This is a genomic window from Lelliottia sp. 489, from assembly GCF_050435885.1.
In the GTDB taxonomy this organism is placed as follows: Bacteria; Pseudomonadota; Gammaproteobacteria; order Enterobacterales; family Enterobacteriaceae; genus Enterobacter; species Enterobacter nimipressuralis.
Genome location: NZ_JBNDLC010000003.1, coordinates 40,622 through 56,676, shown reverse-complemented (window position 1 = coordinate 56,676; position 16,055 = coordinate 40,622). Strand labels below are relative to the sequence as shown.

The following is a 16,055-nucleotide window of genomic DNA, read 5'->3' as shown; positions in this document are numbered from 1 at the left end:
TTTTTATTGATATGGCGTGCAAGACGAAGCCATCATCTTTCTGCGGGTACAGAGCGCCCCCGGCGGAGTCGCTATTTTTAAAATAGTGCTCACCGTTGTTATCTTCAGAGCGGCCGATGCCCGCCAGCAATTAGTGGCAACATCAGATGAATCGATTTATTTGCTTTGGGTTAACTTGTATTCGGCGTTTTTTGTGTTATATAAAGCCCTGTGATTTATAAAGATATTATTTGAATGGTCTGAAAATGATATAGCTATAAATAACGGAATATGCAAATGAAGCGCCAATTATGGACAAGTTAACCCCTTCTGAATTGAATAGTTTTCTGCCGGTTTGTACAGCTTGCGCGAGGGTGCTGAGCCTTGTGGCATAAGGCTTTGTTGTTTTTTGCCTGTCATTTGTTAAATATAATACCAAAGCATTTATTTGAATATATTTGATATTTTAGAATGTAAATGGGTATTTAATTAAGGCGGGCTTAATTGTTAATTCAGGTGGGGTTAAGAAATTATTTATACGATATATTATGTTTGTGACCGAATTAAAAATAAAAATGGCGGGCGGTGAAGAGTGTGCTATTAGAGACAGGAATTAAGCCTGCGTTAATTATTATCTGAATCTACCGTTCACTGATGACGGATGGCATAGGCCATAAGTATGATTTCGGCTGTCATTTCAACTGCGTTTTCTGCGAATAGAATCGGGCGCTCGGGCGTTTACTCCTTGTTGACCTGCCCACCTTCACCAGGAGTAGAAAATGAACGCATCCTCAGTCCGTACCTTTACCCGTCCTCTGGCTATCCCGGTGCTGTTATTTTTGTTACAGACCCCGCAGGGCTTTGCCATGGGCAATACTGATACTGAAAGCAAAACGCCGGACTGCCCCTCAGGGCAGGTCTACGACAGTGTGAGCAAGAAGTGTGTCCCGGAGAAAACCAGCAGCCTCAGCGATGAAGACAAAACCAATTATGCGTACCACCTCGCGAAAAAAGGCGAGTATCAGGCGGCATTGAACCTGCTGGATACGTTAAAAAACGCCAACACGGCCGAGGCGTGGAACTACCGTGGCTATGCGACCCGCAAACTGGGGCGCACGGATGAAGGCATTGGCTATTACCAGCGATCGCTCGCCCTGCAGCCCAACTATGCCAAAGCGCGGGAGTATCTGGGGGAAGCATGGATGGTAAAAGGTCGCCCGGATCTGGCGAAAGAGCAGCTAAAAGTCATTGCCGGGATCTGCGGCCAGGATTGCGAAGAGTACCGCGATCTGCAGGCGGCAATCGACGGGGATCCGGAGTCCTGATCTCTGCGGGAGGGGTAGAAAATCACAACCAGTGACGTTCGCCAACAGCTGGCGGCACATCTGACGCGTCTCTGGCGCTACGGACTGGTGCTGTCGCGTAACCGGGATCTGGCTGAAGAGCTGGTTCAATCGACCTGCGTCCGCGCGCTCGAAAGGAGCGCGCAATATACGCCGGGCACGCGGATCGACCGTTGGCTGTTCTCGATTTTACACTCGATCTGGATCTCCGAACTGCGCGCGCGCCACGTCCGCCAGGGGCAGGGATTTGTCCCAGGCGAAGATCTGATCGCCCCGGATACGCACGGGCAGGATGACGATCGTCTGCATTATCAGCAAATCATGCAGCGGGTGAATGACCTCCCGGAAGCCCAGCGCAACACGCTGTTTTTAGTCTATGTCGAAGGATTTACCTACCAGGAGGCGGCGGATACGCTGTCGGTTCCCATCGGCACCATCATGAGCCGACTGGCAACGGCGCGGGCGCGGCTCGCCAAAACGGTGGATGTCCGCCCGGTGGCGAAGGAGAAACGCTCATGAACTCGTTACGTTTTACGCCCCCTTATCACGACGATGCGATTATCGCCTGGCTGGATGGTGAGATGGAGAGCGCCGACGCCCGTGTTTTTGAAGAGCAACTGTGTGGCGATACCTCCCTGGCACAGCGCATGGAGACACTGAAAAACAGCCATCAGGACTATCAGCAGGCGTTTGCTCCGTTGCTGAAAGAGGCACCTGAAGCGCAGATGCAGCAGCGGCTCGATAACTATCTTGCAGGCGCGCGGGTAGGCGTCAGCCGACGCGCGCTGATTGCCGCGTCACTGAGTTTCCTGGCGATCGGTTCCGGGCTGGGGTATCTGGCGCGCCCTATGGCGGTGATAATGAGTGAGAACGAGCAGATTCGCGATCTTGAGGCTCAGTATATGTCGCTTTACAGCGCTGAAACCCTGCTGGATGTCGACAACTCGCCGCCGGTAATTGCCCAGGGGATCCAGCGAACTGCCCAGGATATTGGCCTCAAAGTGAATGAGCAGCAGCTGGCACTTGCGGGCGCCGAGCTGAAGATGGTGCGGATGCTGCGCTACGACAGCACCGCTATCGCGCAGATCGTCTGGCTGCACGCGGATTTCGGCCCGCTGGCGCTGTGCATTTCGCCCCTTGAGAAGGCCGTTGTCACGGATATCAAAAACGAGCAGCGGCACAGCATGAATATTGCCTGGTGGAACGACAGTGACTATCAGTATGTGCTGATTGGTCGCACCCCGTCGAAGGCGCTTACCGCCAACGCACGCCAGCTGCAGTTAAGGCTCTTATGACGCGTGGGCGTCGATCGCAATTTTTATCGCGATGCGGTCATCTACCACCATCGCGAATTTATCCATGTGATAGGCGGAGCGTGAGATGGCGGTGGTGGCATTAAGGGAGATTGCCTCCGCCGCTTTGTCTTCGTCCAGAGTCGCTTCCAGGATCACCGGGCGCTGAATATCTTTGACCTTTAGCGAGCCAAACACTCTGTAATTGCCGTCACCCAGCGCCACCACGCGGGTACTGCTGAACCTGATCGTAGGGTAGCGCGCGGCATCGAAAAACATATCGCTCTTGAGCTGCCAGGTGAGCAGACGGTTGGAGGCCACCAGCGTGGCGACGGGAATGGTCACATCAATGCGATCGGCAAATTCATTGGTCGGGTCCAGCGTGACGTTTCCCGTCACGCCATTGAGATTAGCCCAGGAAAGGATGCCGCCAAAGGCATGCCACGACAGGGTGATGGGCGTTTTTTCGCTGTTAATGGCATAAGTAACCGGCATTGCGTAGAGGGCAGGGCACAGCAGCATAACCATGAGCAGGGTGACAGAGCGAATCATGAGGCGATCTCCAGTAGGCGGGCAAGGTGTAAACGCGCAGGGAGGGAGATTTATTCGCAGGAATCAGAAATAAAAAAGGCCGCGTCGGCGGCCTTTATAGGAGTGAGAAAACTTATTCAGTGACTTTCTTTTCCAGCGACGAAGCGCCTTCTTTGGTTTTGTTCCAGCCTTTCTCCGTCCCTTCTTTAGTGGCATCCCAGCCCTTCTCGGTGCCTTCTTTGGTTTTATGCCAGGCTTTCTGGGAGTCTTCACTCACTTTGCTGCCGAAGCTTTCGCTTTTACCTTCAGCGGCGTGTTTGGATTTGAGCTTCAGCTCTTCACCTTTGTTCTGCTCTTCATGCAGTTTTTGTTTCGCGTCATTGGCGTTCGCTTTCGCGGCGGCAACGGTGTCGTCGGTTGCGTGTGTGGTTGCGGCAAAAACAGGTGAAGCCAGCATAAGTGCAGATAATGCAATAATTGTCTTTTTCATAATATCCTCAATTCACGTTATTCATGTTATGAGCGTGATTAAGAATGGCACGAGCGAAGCGGCATGGCTCTAGGAAAAAACTGTAAGTGGATCAAGGGTGAAAATTCAGACGTGCGTTAAAGATGTTTATCACCTCTGCCAACAAGAGATATTCCGCCGCGGTTTAAGACAGATTCAGGCCACGTATAAAAAGGGCACAGGGTAATCGTGGCGGGTAAATGCCACCGGGTAGGGCGTCGGTTTACTGGCTCGGTATCCAGCAGGCTGCGCCAGTCATTTAAGGCAAACGCTCAACCAGTATTCTGCGCGTTTTTCTCTGCTCACGATAACAATCGCTGAAAAATTTCAGCCGGTGGCCGATAAACACGTTAGGGTTCTCGTGAAAGGCGCATTGCGTTGTGCACTGTTTGCTGGGCGAGACGAAATTCTGGAATATTGAACGATTCCATTATTAATGATTTCGGTGGGAAATCACAACGGCAGCATCGGTCCTTAACGTTTTAATTATAAAAGTTTGATGAAAATTCGGCGCGATGTTTCCGAATTGCTTTTATCTGTTTGCCGGGGCAGGGTTGTACATTAGCGATCCGAAACCCATACTTTATTTTTGAAAAAAAATGGCGCCTGTCCCGGGAAAATACCGCTTACTTTTGGTGTAAAATTATTACGACCTTGCCAGAAGTTACTGATTCTAGAGGCTTTGTTATAGCTGATGACTATGCTTGTAAGGACGGTGTTACTTATTACTGTAAGTAAACGTAGGGTCAGGGATGAAAAAACTTCTTTGTAGATGTCTTGAAAAGTTTGTCGGGTGTGAAAAATCATGCGCACACAGGTTTTGGCTACCCTTAATTTTTTCTGGATAAATTAATAAAAAAACAGGAGATATCGCATGGTCAGTAAGTCATTGATAACTAGCCTCAATAATATTAAAGGCCTGGATTTAAATCTTTTACTCACTTTTGAGGCCGTTTATCAGCACCGGAGTGTCACCAAGGCTGCGGGGTTGTTAAACATTTCGCCGCCAGCAATCAGCCAGTCATTAACCAAGCTCAGGGAGTTTTTTGGCGATCCGCTCTTTGTCCGCGAGGGTAAGGGACTGGTGGTGTCAACGACGGCTGAAAGCCTGCATGCGCTGTTAAGCGAACATTTCCACGCCTTGTTGGATAACCTCAATAATTTCTCCGATAAAAACATCAAATCACGGTTCGTCATTCATGCCACGCCGTATGCGGCGTTACGCATTCTGCCTGAGATTTTCTCGATGATCGAAAAAAGTGGGATTAACTGTGAGATAGTCCATCTGAGTTCCGACCCGAATTTTGATAATGCAGAAGATATTCTTATCTATCGCAAAGCCGATATCATTTTTGATACCACGTCACACTATGGATTCTCAACCATCACTGAGCCGTACACGGTCGAAAAAGCGGTCGCCATTTGTCGTAAAGATCATCCGCGATTGAAAGATAAGCTTACGCATGAAACCATGAAAACTGAGAAATCCACCTTTTTGAATATAAAATCAAACGGCTTGCAACAAACGCAATCGGATATTGAGAATTATTTCGGGGAAAGAACCTTCTCATTTTCGAGTAGTTCATTACATGTCAATGCGTCTATCGTTGAACGTTCTGATTCAGTGAGCTTTATTCCAGAGTGGTTTGCGCGGAAGTTTTCAGATATTTATAATTTTAAAATACTGGAATGCGATTTCTCACCTCAGCCGGTGAACATATTCATGACCTACAATAAAGCATCGTTGAGAAACAATAATTTTGTGGGGTTATTAAATATAATAAAAGAATGCAAAAGTTCTTTTTAAATGAAAGGGGTACAAGAAGATGCCTGACGGGCATCTTTTTGTACAAAGAGGGTTGGTCTCCATAGCGAGGCCAAAAACACTACCGATCTAATTACTTGTATTGAACAGTCAATTGAATTGCGCTTGAGATAGTACCTGGTGTTGCCGCATTGCCTTTCCCGTCATTTTTGACGCGGGCTCTCATGAGGAAAGATCCAGCATGAGTTGTTGAAGCAATGTTCACGTTGTATGTCTTGCCGTTACCCAGATTTGCTCCTCCAGAATCCTTGACCAATTCAACTTCAACGTTTTTTGCTGTACCCGAGTTTGCATAATAATCGGTATTGGACACCGTACCGCTAAACGTTGCGACGGCACTGGTTGTAGTCGCCGGGCAGGCAGTAACATCGACCCATAATCCGACAAATGGAGATGCGCTGTCGGCATCGATCAGCTTTGATGCATCAATATCACCCAGGTTGACATCTTTCTTCGCTTCAATACTACAAGGTGACGCGACGACGTTGCCGGTAATATTGATTGTTGAGTCAGCAGCACTTGCATTGCCGGACATGGCAAATAAAGCAAGCGGAACTAAGCCCAGAGAAATCAACGTATTTTTGCGACTAAATTTTCCCTTCATTATAAATCCTAAATAACCTTTGGTGATGATATTCAAACGATTGATGCCAGACAGGAATCAGGGAATGTCTCCTGATTCCTGTACCTGGAAGTATTGATAGCAATAGCGAGGGCAGGAAGACTGCCGATCTAATTACTTGTACTGAACAGTCAATTGAACTGTGCTTGAGATAGTACCTGGTGTAGCCGCATTGCCTTTCCCGTCATTTTTGACGCGGGCTTTCATCAGGAAAGATCCAGCATGAGTTGAAGAAGCAATGTTCACGTTGTATGTCTTACCGTTACCCAGATTTGCGCCAGAAGCATCATTAGCAACTTCAACTTCAACGTTTTTAGCTGTACCTGCGTTTGCATAATAATCGGTATTGGACGCCGTACCGCTAAACGTTCCGACGGCACTGGTTGTGGTCGCCGGGCAGGCAGTCATATCGACCCAGAATTTGACAAACGGAGATGCGCTGCCGGTATCGATCAGTTTTGATGCATCGATATCGCCCAGGTTGACATCTTTCTTCGCTTCAATACTACAAGGTGACGCAACGACGTTGCCGGTAATATTGATTGTTGAATCAGCAGCACTTGCATTGCCGGACATGGCAAATAAAGCAAGCGGAACTAAGCCCAGAGAAATCAACGTATTTTTGCGACTAAATTTTCCTTTCATTATATATCCTTAATAAAGCTTTGTTGATGGTATTCAAAAAATTAACGTCTGAAGGGAGTCGGAGAAGACCCCCAAATGATACTTAATACAAACATTGATAATTTGAAAAAAGTGACTGCGTTTATGCATTGCAAGAAGACTATCATTCCATCGTAAATAAAGTCTCTTAATCATGCATTAAGGTTCGCTTAATGATTTGAAACACCTTGTAATATCAGCACTTTACCTCTCTGAAGTGCATTTAAGGCTGCTGAGACTTTAAATTAGATGACGACAACGCTCATTCAAATAAATATTATGGCGTCAGTGCAGTGCAATACCCGGTTTTAAAGTCAAACCGGTATCAGCAGTCGTTCTACTGAAGGTCTGCACCACTATATCTGTGTTACTACATGAATTAATTCCCAAGTGAATGGGTTTGTCTCTAAATAAAGGATGTAAAATGAAATTTGTTAAATTAGCAGTTCCTGCGTTGATCGTTGCTGGTATGTTTAGCTCTGCTGCTATGGCAAGCGATGGCACAGTTAACTTTACCGGTGATATCGTCAACGCACCTTGTGTCATTTCAACTGACACGCAAAACCAGAACGTGAACCTGGGTCAGGTTAAATCTTCTGTGTTTGCAAAAGCGAAAGATTCTTCAGCGTACAAAGAGTTTAAAATCGTTCTTGAAGAGTGCACAACCTCCACAATCAAGAACACCAACGTCACCTTCCGCGGTTCAAGTGATGAAGTGAATAAGGACCTGTTAAGCATCGGTGGTCAGTCTGGTGCCGCTAAAGGTGTAGGTATCGAAATTTCTGATGCCACCTCAGCGACCGTTATTCCACTGAACAAGGCCAGCTCCGATTATGCTCTGACCGATGGTCAAAATACGCTGATGTTCAAGGCACGTTACGTCGCTACCGCAGTCCCGGTTGTTTCGGGTCATGCAAATTCGCAGGCTGAATTCCAGCTCGCTTATAAGTAAATCATTCAGGGCACCAACACCCGTTGGTGCCCGCCTTTGAGGAATTAATTGTGAAATTCAAAGTAAAATATCTTGCTGCTGGTTTAATGCTGGCTGCCGCGTCTCAGTCTGCATTTGCTGCGGGTGGCGTAGTCGTGGGTTCTACACGAGTTGTGTATGATGCTAAAAATAAAGAAGCATCACTCACCGTATCTAACAAAACTGAAAAACAATATTTCCTCATTCAATCCTGGGTTGATGACAGCAACGGAAATAAAAATGTTCCCTTTTCGTTAACGCCACCGTTATTTCGCTTAAATGCTGGCAAAGAAAATATGTTGCGTATTATCAAAACGCCTGGTGATGTTCCTGCCGATCGTGAATCTGTGTACTGGGTCAACGTAAAAGCCATTCCACCCGCACCGGACGCAGGTGAATCACAGAATGTGCTGCAGCTCGCGATCAAAACACGAATCAAGCTTTTCTATCGCCCAACCAGCTTAACGACAAAAGTCGAAGATGCGCCAGCACAGCTGCAATGGTTCCACTCAGGCAATAAATTACTGGTGAAAAACCCGTCCGAGTATGCGGTGACGTTGGACAAGGTGACTGTTAATGGTAACGACGTTAAAGACGTCAATATGGTTTTACCGAAAGGTGAAGCAACGTATGAGTTCCCTGCTGCTGCGGGTAATGCTCAGGAATTGCAGTTTACGGCGATAACGGATTATGGCGGACTCACTAATCCTGTTAAAGCCTCGATTAAATAATCCTCTTTACTATGGAACCATGATCAAGAGATAGCGAATGTCACACATTAAAATATCCATAATGGATTTCAATTTTTTCAACAATACGTATAAAAAGAAAAAATTTGGATATTTCGCTATGGGTAGCATCGTCCTGGCTGCTTTTTCACAGGGCTGTTACGCCGAAGCTAATTTCAATCCAGCATTTCTTGAACATGTCGATGGCGACGTTGCCGACCTGTCGGCATTTGCTTCTGACAACGGCGGTCAACAACCGGGGAGATACCTGGTTGATATTATTGTCAATGATACCAAAGTTGACCACCGTTACGTGGAGTTTATCGCAACGCCGCACGACGGTACGGATACAAATAAAGATAAAGATAAATCGGTTGGTCTTACCCCCTGCTTTACGCAAGAAGAGCTTGAATCTTACGGGGTGAAGTTTCCGAAAAAGGCTGGTGAGCAAGCATCGAGCGACGAGAGCGAGTCCGCTGAGGTCAAGCCCGAGGAAGCCGCCCCTAAAAAAGAATGTTCACTGACGCTGCTTACCGTAAAAGACGCGACGTCCGAGTTTGATTTTGGGCAGCAAAGAGTGCTCATTACCATCCCCCAGGCATTGATGGCACAAAATGCCCGGGGCTACGTTGATCCCAAAAACTGGGACGATGGGATCACCGCACTGCTGCTCGACTATGATTTCTCGGGAGCAAACGATAAACAAAAAGGTCAAAGTTCATCGTTCTCCACTGAGTCCTCTGAGTCCTCAGATTCTTCGGCGTCCGGCTCAGAGAGCAACGGCAGCGATAATAGCTACTACCTGAACTTACGTTCCGGTTTCAATCTCGGTCCGTGGAGATACCGCAACAACTCCGCGCTGGATAACAGCAACGGAGAGCGCAAGTGGCAAAGCATCAATAACTACGTACAGCGCAGTATTGTGTTTCTTAAGTCACAGCTGGTGATGGGGGATAGTTTTTCCACATCGGATATCTTTGACGGCCAGCAGTTCAGAGGCGTCCAGATTGCTTCTGACGATGAAATGCTACCTGATAGCCTGCAGGGTTTTGCGCCCATCGTCAGGGGAATAGCAAAAACGAACGCCCAGGTCACCATCAAGCAGAATGGATATGTTATCTATCAGAGCTATGTGTCACCGGGTGCATTCGAAATATCGGATCTCTATCCCAGCGGTAACAGTGGCGATCTGACGGTGGAAGTAAAGGAAAGCGACGGAAGTTTGCAAACCTTTATACAGCCTTATGCGTCAGTACCCGTTTTACAGCGTGAAGGGCGCACGAAATATAGCGTAACGGCAGGTGAATACCGCGACGGCTATGGCGGTTCAACACCGACGTTTGGGCAATTTACGTTGATTCATGGCTTTGCAAAAGGCCTGACGATGTATACCGGTATGCAGGGAAGTAAAAACTACGCTGCGCTGGCGCTCGGAGTGGGGAGTAACTTAGGCGAAATTGGTGCCGTTTCAGTGGATGTGACTCAGGCAAAAACAGACCTGCCTGATGGTGTCACTGAGAAGGGACAATCGTATCGTTTCCTCTTTGCAAAATCTTTTGCTAACAGCGGAACCGACTTTAGATTATTGGGGTATCGCTACTCAACCAGTGGTTTCTATACCCTTCAGGAGTCTGTTGACCTCAATGATGAAGACAACAGCCTCGCAAAATTTGATATACGTACTCACAAGCGTAGCAAAATTGAAGGGTCGATTAACCAGTCATTGCCGCAAGAGATGGGGTCATTCTATTTTTCGGCCAGTGTACAGGACTATTGGGGCGATGATTCAAAGGAACAAACGCTGCAATGGGGCTATAGCAATACCTGGAATGGGATTTCTTATAACCTGGCGTTTAATAACAGCTACATCTCCGGTCAGAATAGTGATAAACAATTCACATTGAGCGTGTCGTTACCTTTAGACCGCTGGCTGAAAGGCTCATGGGCAACCTATAACATGAACCATGACAGTAATGGACAAATAAGCCAGCAGGCGGGTATTAGTGGTTCGTTACTGGAAGATAACAACCTTAATTATAATATTAGTCAAAGCCAGGGTAATAAAGGTCAGGGCGGCTCAGGCAATACCAATATGACGTATCAAGGGCGTTATGGGAACGCTAACGTAGGCTATAGCTACAATAAATACTCTAATCGTCTGAATTACGGATTGAAAGGCGGGGCAGTTGTGCATAGCGGCGGGATCACGCTTTCTCAACCCTTAGGCGAGACCATTGCTTTGGTTGCCGCGCCAGGATCGGGCGATACAAGAATAAAGAATACCAACGGGATACATACCGATGAGCAGGGCTATGCGGTGATGACATATATTTCGCCTTATCGTCGCAACACGGTTTCCCTTGATACCACAAGTTTAAGACAGAATGTGGAAATAGAGGAAAGCGCCAAAGATGTCGTGCCGACACGGGGTGCCGTAGTAAAAGCATCATTCGCTACGCATATCGGTTTTCGCGTGATGATGGAAATTAAAAAGAGTGATGGAAAATATTTGCCCTTTGGTACCTCTGTTTCCCTTCAGGACAACGAGGGTGGAATTTCAGCCGGTTTAGTGGGTGAAGCGGGCCAAGCGTATTTAAGTGGGCTTCCGGCTAAAGGATCGCTTATCGCTCAATGGGGTAAGGGGGTTGGGGAATCCTGTACGGTAAATTACCAAATCCCTGAAAGTCAGGCGGATATTGAGATTATCAGTCTAAAAGAAATTTGTGACGTTCACTAATTTCATACATTAACTCAACGGAATATAGGAAAAAATGCACATTAATGGAAAAAAAATCGCGTTGTTCGCGCTGTCGGCTTTTGCCCTAAGTGGTGCAATGGGGTCTAACGCATTTGCCGCAGACAGCACTGTCAACGTCACAGGCAATATCGTTTCGCCGGCCTGCGTCGTGTCAACCGATTCAAAAACCGTCTCTATCCCTTTAGGCGAAGTTCAGGCAAATACTGTAGCGGCCGCCAAAAGTTTTTCACCATGGTCGAGTAACTATACGCTTAACCTGACGGGCTGCCCAAGCGTCACCACCAAGGTCAATGCGACCTTCTCCGGCACTGCGGATACCAACGACACGAATGGTTATGCCAACGCGGCGTCGGGTGGTTCGAAAGCCGTGAGTACGCAGCTGGCGAAAACCGATGGCACAACCTTCTTAAAGAACGGCGCCAGCTATGGCAACGTAGCGGTAAGCAACGGGAGCGTAAGTTTTACCGTTAAAGCCCGTCTCTATAGCGAAAAGGGTGCAGTAGCGCCAGGTGCGGTAAGTTCTGCTGTACAGGTTACCTTCACCTATAGCTAAGTGGTTAAGGATAAGTGAGCAAAGGATGGTGAAAACAATCGTGACGACGTTCTTTGCATTGTTGCTCATATCGGCGTCGAATGCTTTTGCCGATGAAGGAACAGCATTGAATATATCTGCCAGTATCGTTGCCTCTCCCTGTACCTTATCGGAAGACACGGTACATGGTAATGTTTCGCTGGGTAGTTTTTATACTAACGAACTGAGTAATCGCGGAGATGCAACAGGTTGGGTGCCTTTTGCGTTGAAATTGATGGAGTGCCCGGTGACGACAACGGCTGTCTCTGTGGTCTTCACGGGCGAAGCCGACGAGAGTAACCCTGATTTCTTTAAAAACATGGGAAGCAGTTCTCATGTGGCAATTGAAATCAAAGACACCGCAGGCAGTATTGTCCGCAATGGTGCCTCTCGCACAATGACCGTCAGTCCATCACACGATGCCGTGCTGGATTTGCAATCCCGAATGGTCACGCCGCAGGGGGGTGCCACCGCGGGTTCAGTGACAGGATTAGTTGAGCTCTCTTTCTCCTACCAATAACGCTGGGCAGCATCCAGGATGCTGCTCAGCATTTAACAAGAAGTTAATTTTATTCAGTCGTGATTACATTAGTTTCTATTCTGGTGAAATTGAATGATGCGACATTAAATAAAGTTAGATAATTGCACCACATTCAATAGTTAATATCACCTTAACCGATGTTGATCTCTACGGCCTTCTGTCAGGGACGAAAATACGTCCTTCCGACTGACACTACAGGACGAATGACGTCATGCTCCGATGCGATTAACGCCTGACTAAGCGTGATTTAGTATGAAGACCTGGCGGGCGAGGTGGGTATGGATTGCGCGGGGAAGATGCAAATGCTCTGACCGGGTTATTTAATCTTAAAGCTTAATTAAGTATAACTTAATTGATATTAAAAATTCTCAGAGTACTATAGATTACTCAGAAGATAAATATCTCATCGAATTTTATAAATAATGTCAATCTTGCCGAAATAATAACGCCTGTTGTCATTTCGATGACGTCAAAATGGCCTGTGAGCAGGCTAAAGTTTTCATTTCGAGAATAATATGAAAATTATTATGATAGTGATTGTATGGGTGCTGTTGTCTGTACAATGGGCTAATGCAGATGTAGTACTCGATGCGACGCGTATCATTTTTCCATCGGATAAAGATCATTCGGCATTGCAGGTAATGAACACGAAGACATCTCCCTATTTAATACAGGCTTGGGTTACACAAGCTGATGGTCAGTCTGCAAAATCAAACTTTGTAGTCACGCCTCCATTATTCAAGCTTGAAAGTGGTAAAGCGCGTGAAATGCGAATTCTGAAGTTAAATAATAAACTGCCTCAGGATCGGGAGTCATTGTATTATATTTCAGTTAAAGGCATTCCACCCATTAATCAAAAAGATGGTATATTGCAGATTGCTTTAAAAACCACGATAAAGATGATATATCGCCCTAAATCACTCACGGGAACACCAGAAGAAGCGGCCAGGAAACTTATATGGTCCTCTACACCGGGTGCTCTTGAAGTTTCAAATCCATCTCCGTTTTACTTAAGTTTTTTTAGTTTGAAACTTGCTGATAGTGAGCTGGCTAATCACTTAATGATCCCTCCTTTTTCAAAAATAAAAATAGGGATAAATGAGAAGAAAAGTACGGGGGCGTTAAAATGGGCAATCATCAATGATTTTGGTGGGGTAAGCGACATCTTCACTTCCATACTTCCTAATGGCTCAAATATTCAACAATAAGTGATTGGACAATGAAATATTCAAAAAAAATGCTCTTCACAATCATCACACTGGCTTTAAGCGCTATTACTTTTAATGCTAGTGCAACCGAGGGACTTTGCAGATCGAAATCTGGGATGATGACTGGAACTGCGACGTTTAACAAAACCTTGCCGGTAAGAGTAGAAGTGGGTCAGGTGATTGACTATTCTTCCTGGTCAAACCCCGGCTGGAATTATTTCGATGCCACCTGTACTGGAGGGAATGCGGATTATCGATACGTGACAACAACTTCAAGTATAAGTGCACCCGCTGGTCATGCTTCAGGGTGGTACTCCCTTAATGAGTACTTAGACTTCGCGGTAGAAAGTGAGACTGTCACACATCTTGCAGCGGGTAAGCCATACCCCGCTAGCTACTCTGTTCCATATAGTAATATACATACGAACGGGTCTTATGTTGACATAATGACAGTAAATTCACAAAACCCTGACATACAACTTTATTATATACGTGAAGGGCGCGTGAAATTGTACTTAAAGAAAGCTTTTGTCGGTACAAAAACGTTTAATACAGGTGGGATAATTAAATATTGGGTCGGGGTTTCAACAGCAGGTAACCAAAACGTTCCGGTTGGCGCAAATGTGGGAGTGCAAACACTGGGTCTTTCAGGTGCAATAACTATTCCAGGTTATTGCGATTTTTCAGCCGATCAGGTTAAAGACGTTGATTTAGGTAGCATTGCTGCCATAGATATTGCCAACAAGGGAAGTGCCGCAAACGGTAAGAAGATTGATTTTAAGGTTGAATGCAACGCAGATAGTGGAGCAAAAGTTCAAATTGAATTAAGTGGGAATGCTGATTCTTCTGATTCTTCTGTACTGAAGACTAATCTCGATAATGTTGGGATCAAGATACAGGATAAGGATAATAGGGCTGTAAATGTTAACGGGGGGATCTTACCCGTCACCCTTGACACTGTATCCGGCAAAGGAAGTACTTATGTTACAGCCTCCCCATATAATACAAGTGGCGGTACTCCTGAAATTGGAAGTTATAGCGCCCAACTGACAGCGAGTGTGAGTGTTGATTAAGCCAATCGTGAAATATCAATGGCCCTTGGTTTGAACGACGAGCATGCTAAAGCTGGAGAATTGAGTCACTCACCAGCGCGGCGTGTTCCACGACGGTAGGCTATGTAACCCGTGATAACGCCGGGCATAGTCGAAGGCCGTTTTATCAGCAGCCAACAGAGCGGTAATGTCGACAGTCTGGCCCGGTGCGAGAGAGATTTCTGCACCGGGCTGGAGTAACACCGACTTTTAGCGCCTTACGTTTTTCCCGCGACATTAATAAACGCATACCTCACTCCTGAGTTCCGGCTGGAATGTAGATAGCGGGTTTAAGCCAGTGAAAGGATGAGTGTCGGTACTGCCCCGCTTGAGACCCGGGTGGGACAGTCATTATGCTCTCCGGCGACGTTATTTCGACTGCAATTCTCTGCGCACGATTTCTGCACCGGCGCTTAATGCGTCCAGCTTGCCTCGTGCGACGCCACGCGGCAGCGGGATCATGCCGCAGTTGGTGCACGGATAAAGTTTGTCGGCATCAACATACTGCAGCGCTTTTCGAAGCGTAGCAGCGACTTCTTCCGGTGTCTCAATCGTATTGGTAGCGACGTTGATGGCACCGACCATCACCTTTTTGCCGCGAATAAGCTCCATCAGCTCCATCGGAACATGCGAGTGATGGCACTCGAGAGAAATAATATCGATATTCGATTTTTGCAGTTTCGGGAAAATTTCTTCGTATTGTCTCCACTCAGTGCCCAGCGTTTTTTTCCAGTCTGTGTTGGCTTTAATGCCGTAGCCATAGCAGATATGGACAGCCGTTTCACACTTCAGCCCTTCAATGGCTCTTTCTAATGTGGCGATACCCCAGTCATTCACTTCGTCGAAGAATACGTTAAAGGCCGGCTCATCAAACTGGATAATATCGATGCCCACCGCTTCTAATTCTTTCGCTTCTTCATTGAGAATTTTAGCGAATTCCCAGGCGAGCTTTTCGCGGCTTTTATAGTGATTGTCATACAGCGTGTCGATCATGGTCATCGGTCCCGGCAGGGCCCATTTGATCGCTTGGGTGGTTTGCTTGCGCAGGAATTTTGCATCTTCAACGAAAACGGATTTCTTGCGGCTCACCGGACCCACGACGGTCGGTACACTCGCATCATAGCGGTTGCGGATCTTCACGATCTCACGCTTCTCGAAATCCACGCCCTCGAGATGCTCGATAAATGTTGTGACGAAGTGCTGGCGCGTTTGCTCGCCGTCACTGACGATATCAATGCCTGCCTGCTGCTGATCTTCCAGACATAAACGCAGGGCATCGAGTTTGCCGTCAACTAATTCCTGACCTTCCAGCTTCCACGGCGACCAGAGTGTCTCTGGCTGCGCAATCCAGGAGGGCTTAGGCAAACTGCCCGCAGTCGATGTGGGTAATAATTTTTTCATCACAGGTGACCTTATATTTTTATG

Annotated in this window: 17 protein-coding genes; 12 read left to right on the top strand and 5 right to left on the bottom strand. The window is 46.9% G+C overall.

Features of this window, described 5'->3' with window-relative positions; genetic code table 11:
- Nucleotides 1-16: 16 nt before the first annotated feature.
- From ABIE11_RS11560 to ABIE11_RS11545, 4 genes are all read left to right on the top strand, one after another.
- Nucleotides 17-214, top strand: a complete 198-nt coding sequence (locus tag ABIE11_RS11560) for a hypothetical protein (protein ID WP_100779228.1) — start codon at nt 17-19, stop codon at nt 212-214.
- A gap of 544 nt (nt 215-758) precedes the next feature.
- Nucleotides 759-1,304, top strand: coding sequence for a tetratricopeptide repeat protein (locus ABIE11_RS11555; RefSeq protein WP_429184538.1), 546 nt, complete (start codon nt 759-761; stop codon nt 1,302-1,304).
- A 60-nt stretch (nt 1,305-1,364) separates the two neighbouring features.
- Nucleotides 1,365-1,841: a sigma-70 family RNA polymerase sigma factor gene (locus ABIE11_RS11550; protein ID WP_231276845.1), complete on the top strand. Its 477-nt coding sequence runs from the start codon at nt 1,365-1,367 to the stop codon at nt 1,839-1,841.
- On the top strand, nt 1,838-2,617 hold the full coding sequence (locus ABIE11_RS11545; protein ID WP_429184537.1) for an anti-sigma factor family protein: 780 nt from the start codon (nt 1,838-1,840) through the stop codon (nt 2,615-2,617). Before ABIE11_RS11550 ends, ABIE11_RS11545 begins: the two co-directional genes overlap by 4 nt.
- Here the strand turns inward: ABIE11_RS11545 and ABIE11_RS11540 are convergent.
- Nucleotides 2,612-3,166 (bottom strand): YceI family protein, encoded by a 555-nt coding sequence (locus tag ABIE11_RS11540; RefSeq protein WP_429184536.1) that lies wholly within the window; start codon nt 3,164-3,166, stop codon nt 2,612-2,614. The genes ABIE11_RS11545 and ABIE11_RS11540 overlap by 6 nt on opposite strands.
- A 112-nt stretch (nt 3,167-3,278) precedes the next feature.
- Nucleotides 3,279-3,635, bottom strand: a complete 357-nt coding sequence (locus ABIE11_RS11535) for a hypothetical protein (protein WP_429184535.1) — start codon at nt 3,633-3,635, stop codon at nt 3,279-3,281.
- 892 nt (nt 3,636-4,527) lie between these two features.
- Between ABIE11_RS11535 and ABIE11_RS11530 the strand changes: the two genes are divergently transcribed.
- The gene (locus tag ABIE11_RS11530) at nt 4,528-5,460 is read left to right on the top strand and encodes a LysR family transcriptional regulator (protein ID WP_409255743.1); all 933 of its coding nucleotides are present in this window, start codon (nt 4,528-4,530) and stop codon (nt 5,458-5,460) included.
- 91 nt (nt 5,461-5,551) lie between these two features.
- On the opposite strand, the gene ABIE11_RS11525 is transcribed toward ABIE11_RS11530, so the two are convergent.
- Complete coding sequence (locus tag ABIE11_RS11525) at nt 5,552-6,118, bottom strand: fimbrial protein (RefSeq protein WP_429184534.1); 567 nt, start codon at nt 6,116-6,118, stop codon at nt 5,552-5,554.
- A 96-nt stretch (nt 6,119-6,214) separates the two neighbouring features.
- On the bottom strand, nt 6,215-6,745 hold the full coding sequence (locus ABIE11_RS11520; RefSeq protein WP_409255741.1) for a fimbrial protein: 531 nt from the start codon (nt 6,743-6,745) through the stop codon (nt 6,215-6,217).
- A gap of 442 nt (nt 6,746-7,187) precedes the next feature.
- Between ABIE11_RS11520 and ABIE11_RS11515 the strand changes: the two genes are divergently transcribed.
- The 7 genes from ABIE11_RS11515 (at nt 7,188) to ABIE11_RS11485 (ending at nt 14,612) form a co-directional block, all read left to right on the top strand.
- Nucleotides 7,188-7,715: a fimbrial protein gene (locus tag ABIE11_RS11515; protein WP_409255740.1), complete on the top strand. Its 528-nt coding sequence runs from the start codon at nt 7,188-7,190 to the stop codon at nt 7,713-7,715.
- Nucleotides 7,716-7,765: 50 nt separating this feature from the next.
- The gene (locus tag ABIE11_RS11510) at nt 7,766-8,464 is read left to right on the top strand and encodes a fimbrial biogenesis chaperone (protein WP_409255739.1); all 699 of its coding nucleotides are present in this window, start codon (nt 7,766-7,768) and stop codon (nt 8,462-8,464) included.
- A gap of 37 nt (nt 8,465-8,501) precedes the next feature.
- On the top strand, nt 8,502-11,198 hold the full coding sequence (locus ABIE11_RS11505) for a fimbria/pilus outer membrane usher protein (RefSeq protein WP_409255738.1): 2,697 nt from the start codon (nt 8,502-8,504) through the stop codon (nt 11,196-11,198).
- A 169-nt stretch (nt 11,199-11,367) separates the two neighbouring features.
- Nucleotides 11,368-11,772 (top strand): fimbrial protein, encoded by a 405-nt coding sequence (locus ABIE11_RS11500; protein ID WP_429184533.1) that lies wholly within the window; start codon nt 11,368-11,370, stop codon nt 11,770-11,772.
- Between the two features lie 25 nt (nt 11,773-11,797).
- Nucleotides 11,798-12,310: a fimbrial protein gene (locus ABIE11_RS11495; protein WP_409255736.1), complete on the top strand. Its 513-nt coding sequence runs from the start codon at nt 11,798-11,800 to the stop codon at nt 12,308-12,310.
- A gap of 536 nt (nt 12,311-12,846) precedes the next feature.
- A complete protein-coding gene (locus ABIE11_RS11490; protein WP_429184532.1) occupies nt 12,847-13,539 on the top strand; it encodes a fimbrial biogenesis chaperone in 693 nt (230 codons plus the stop codon).
- A gap of 11 nt (nt 13,540-13,550) precedes the next feature.
- Nucleotides 13,551-14,612 (top strand): fimbrial protein, encoded by a 1,062-nt coding sequence (locus tag ABIE11_RS11485; RefSeq protein ID WP_429184531.1) that lies wholly within the window; start codon nt 13,551-13,553, stop codon nt 14,610-14,612.
- Nucleotides 14,613-14,999: 387 nt separating this feature from the next.
- On the opposite strand, the gene ABIE11_RS11480 is transcribed toward ABIE11_RS11485, so the two are convergent.
- Nucleotides 15,000-16,031, bottom strand: coding sequence for a methionine synthase (locus ABIE11_RS11480; protein ID WP_429184530.1), 1,032 nt, complete (start codon nt 16,029-16,031; stop codon nt 15,000-15,002).
- Nucleotides 16,032-16,055: the final 24 nt, after the last annotated feature.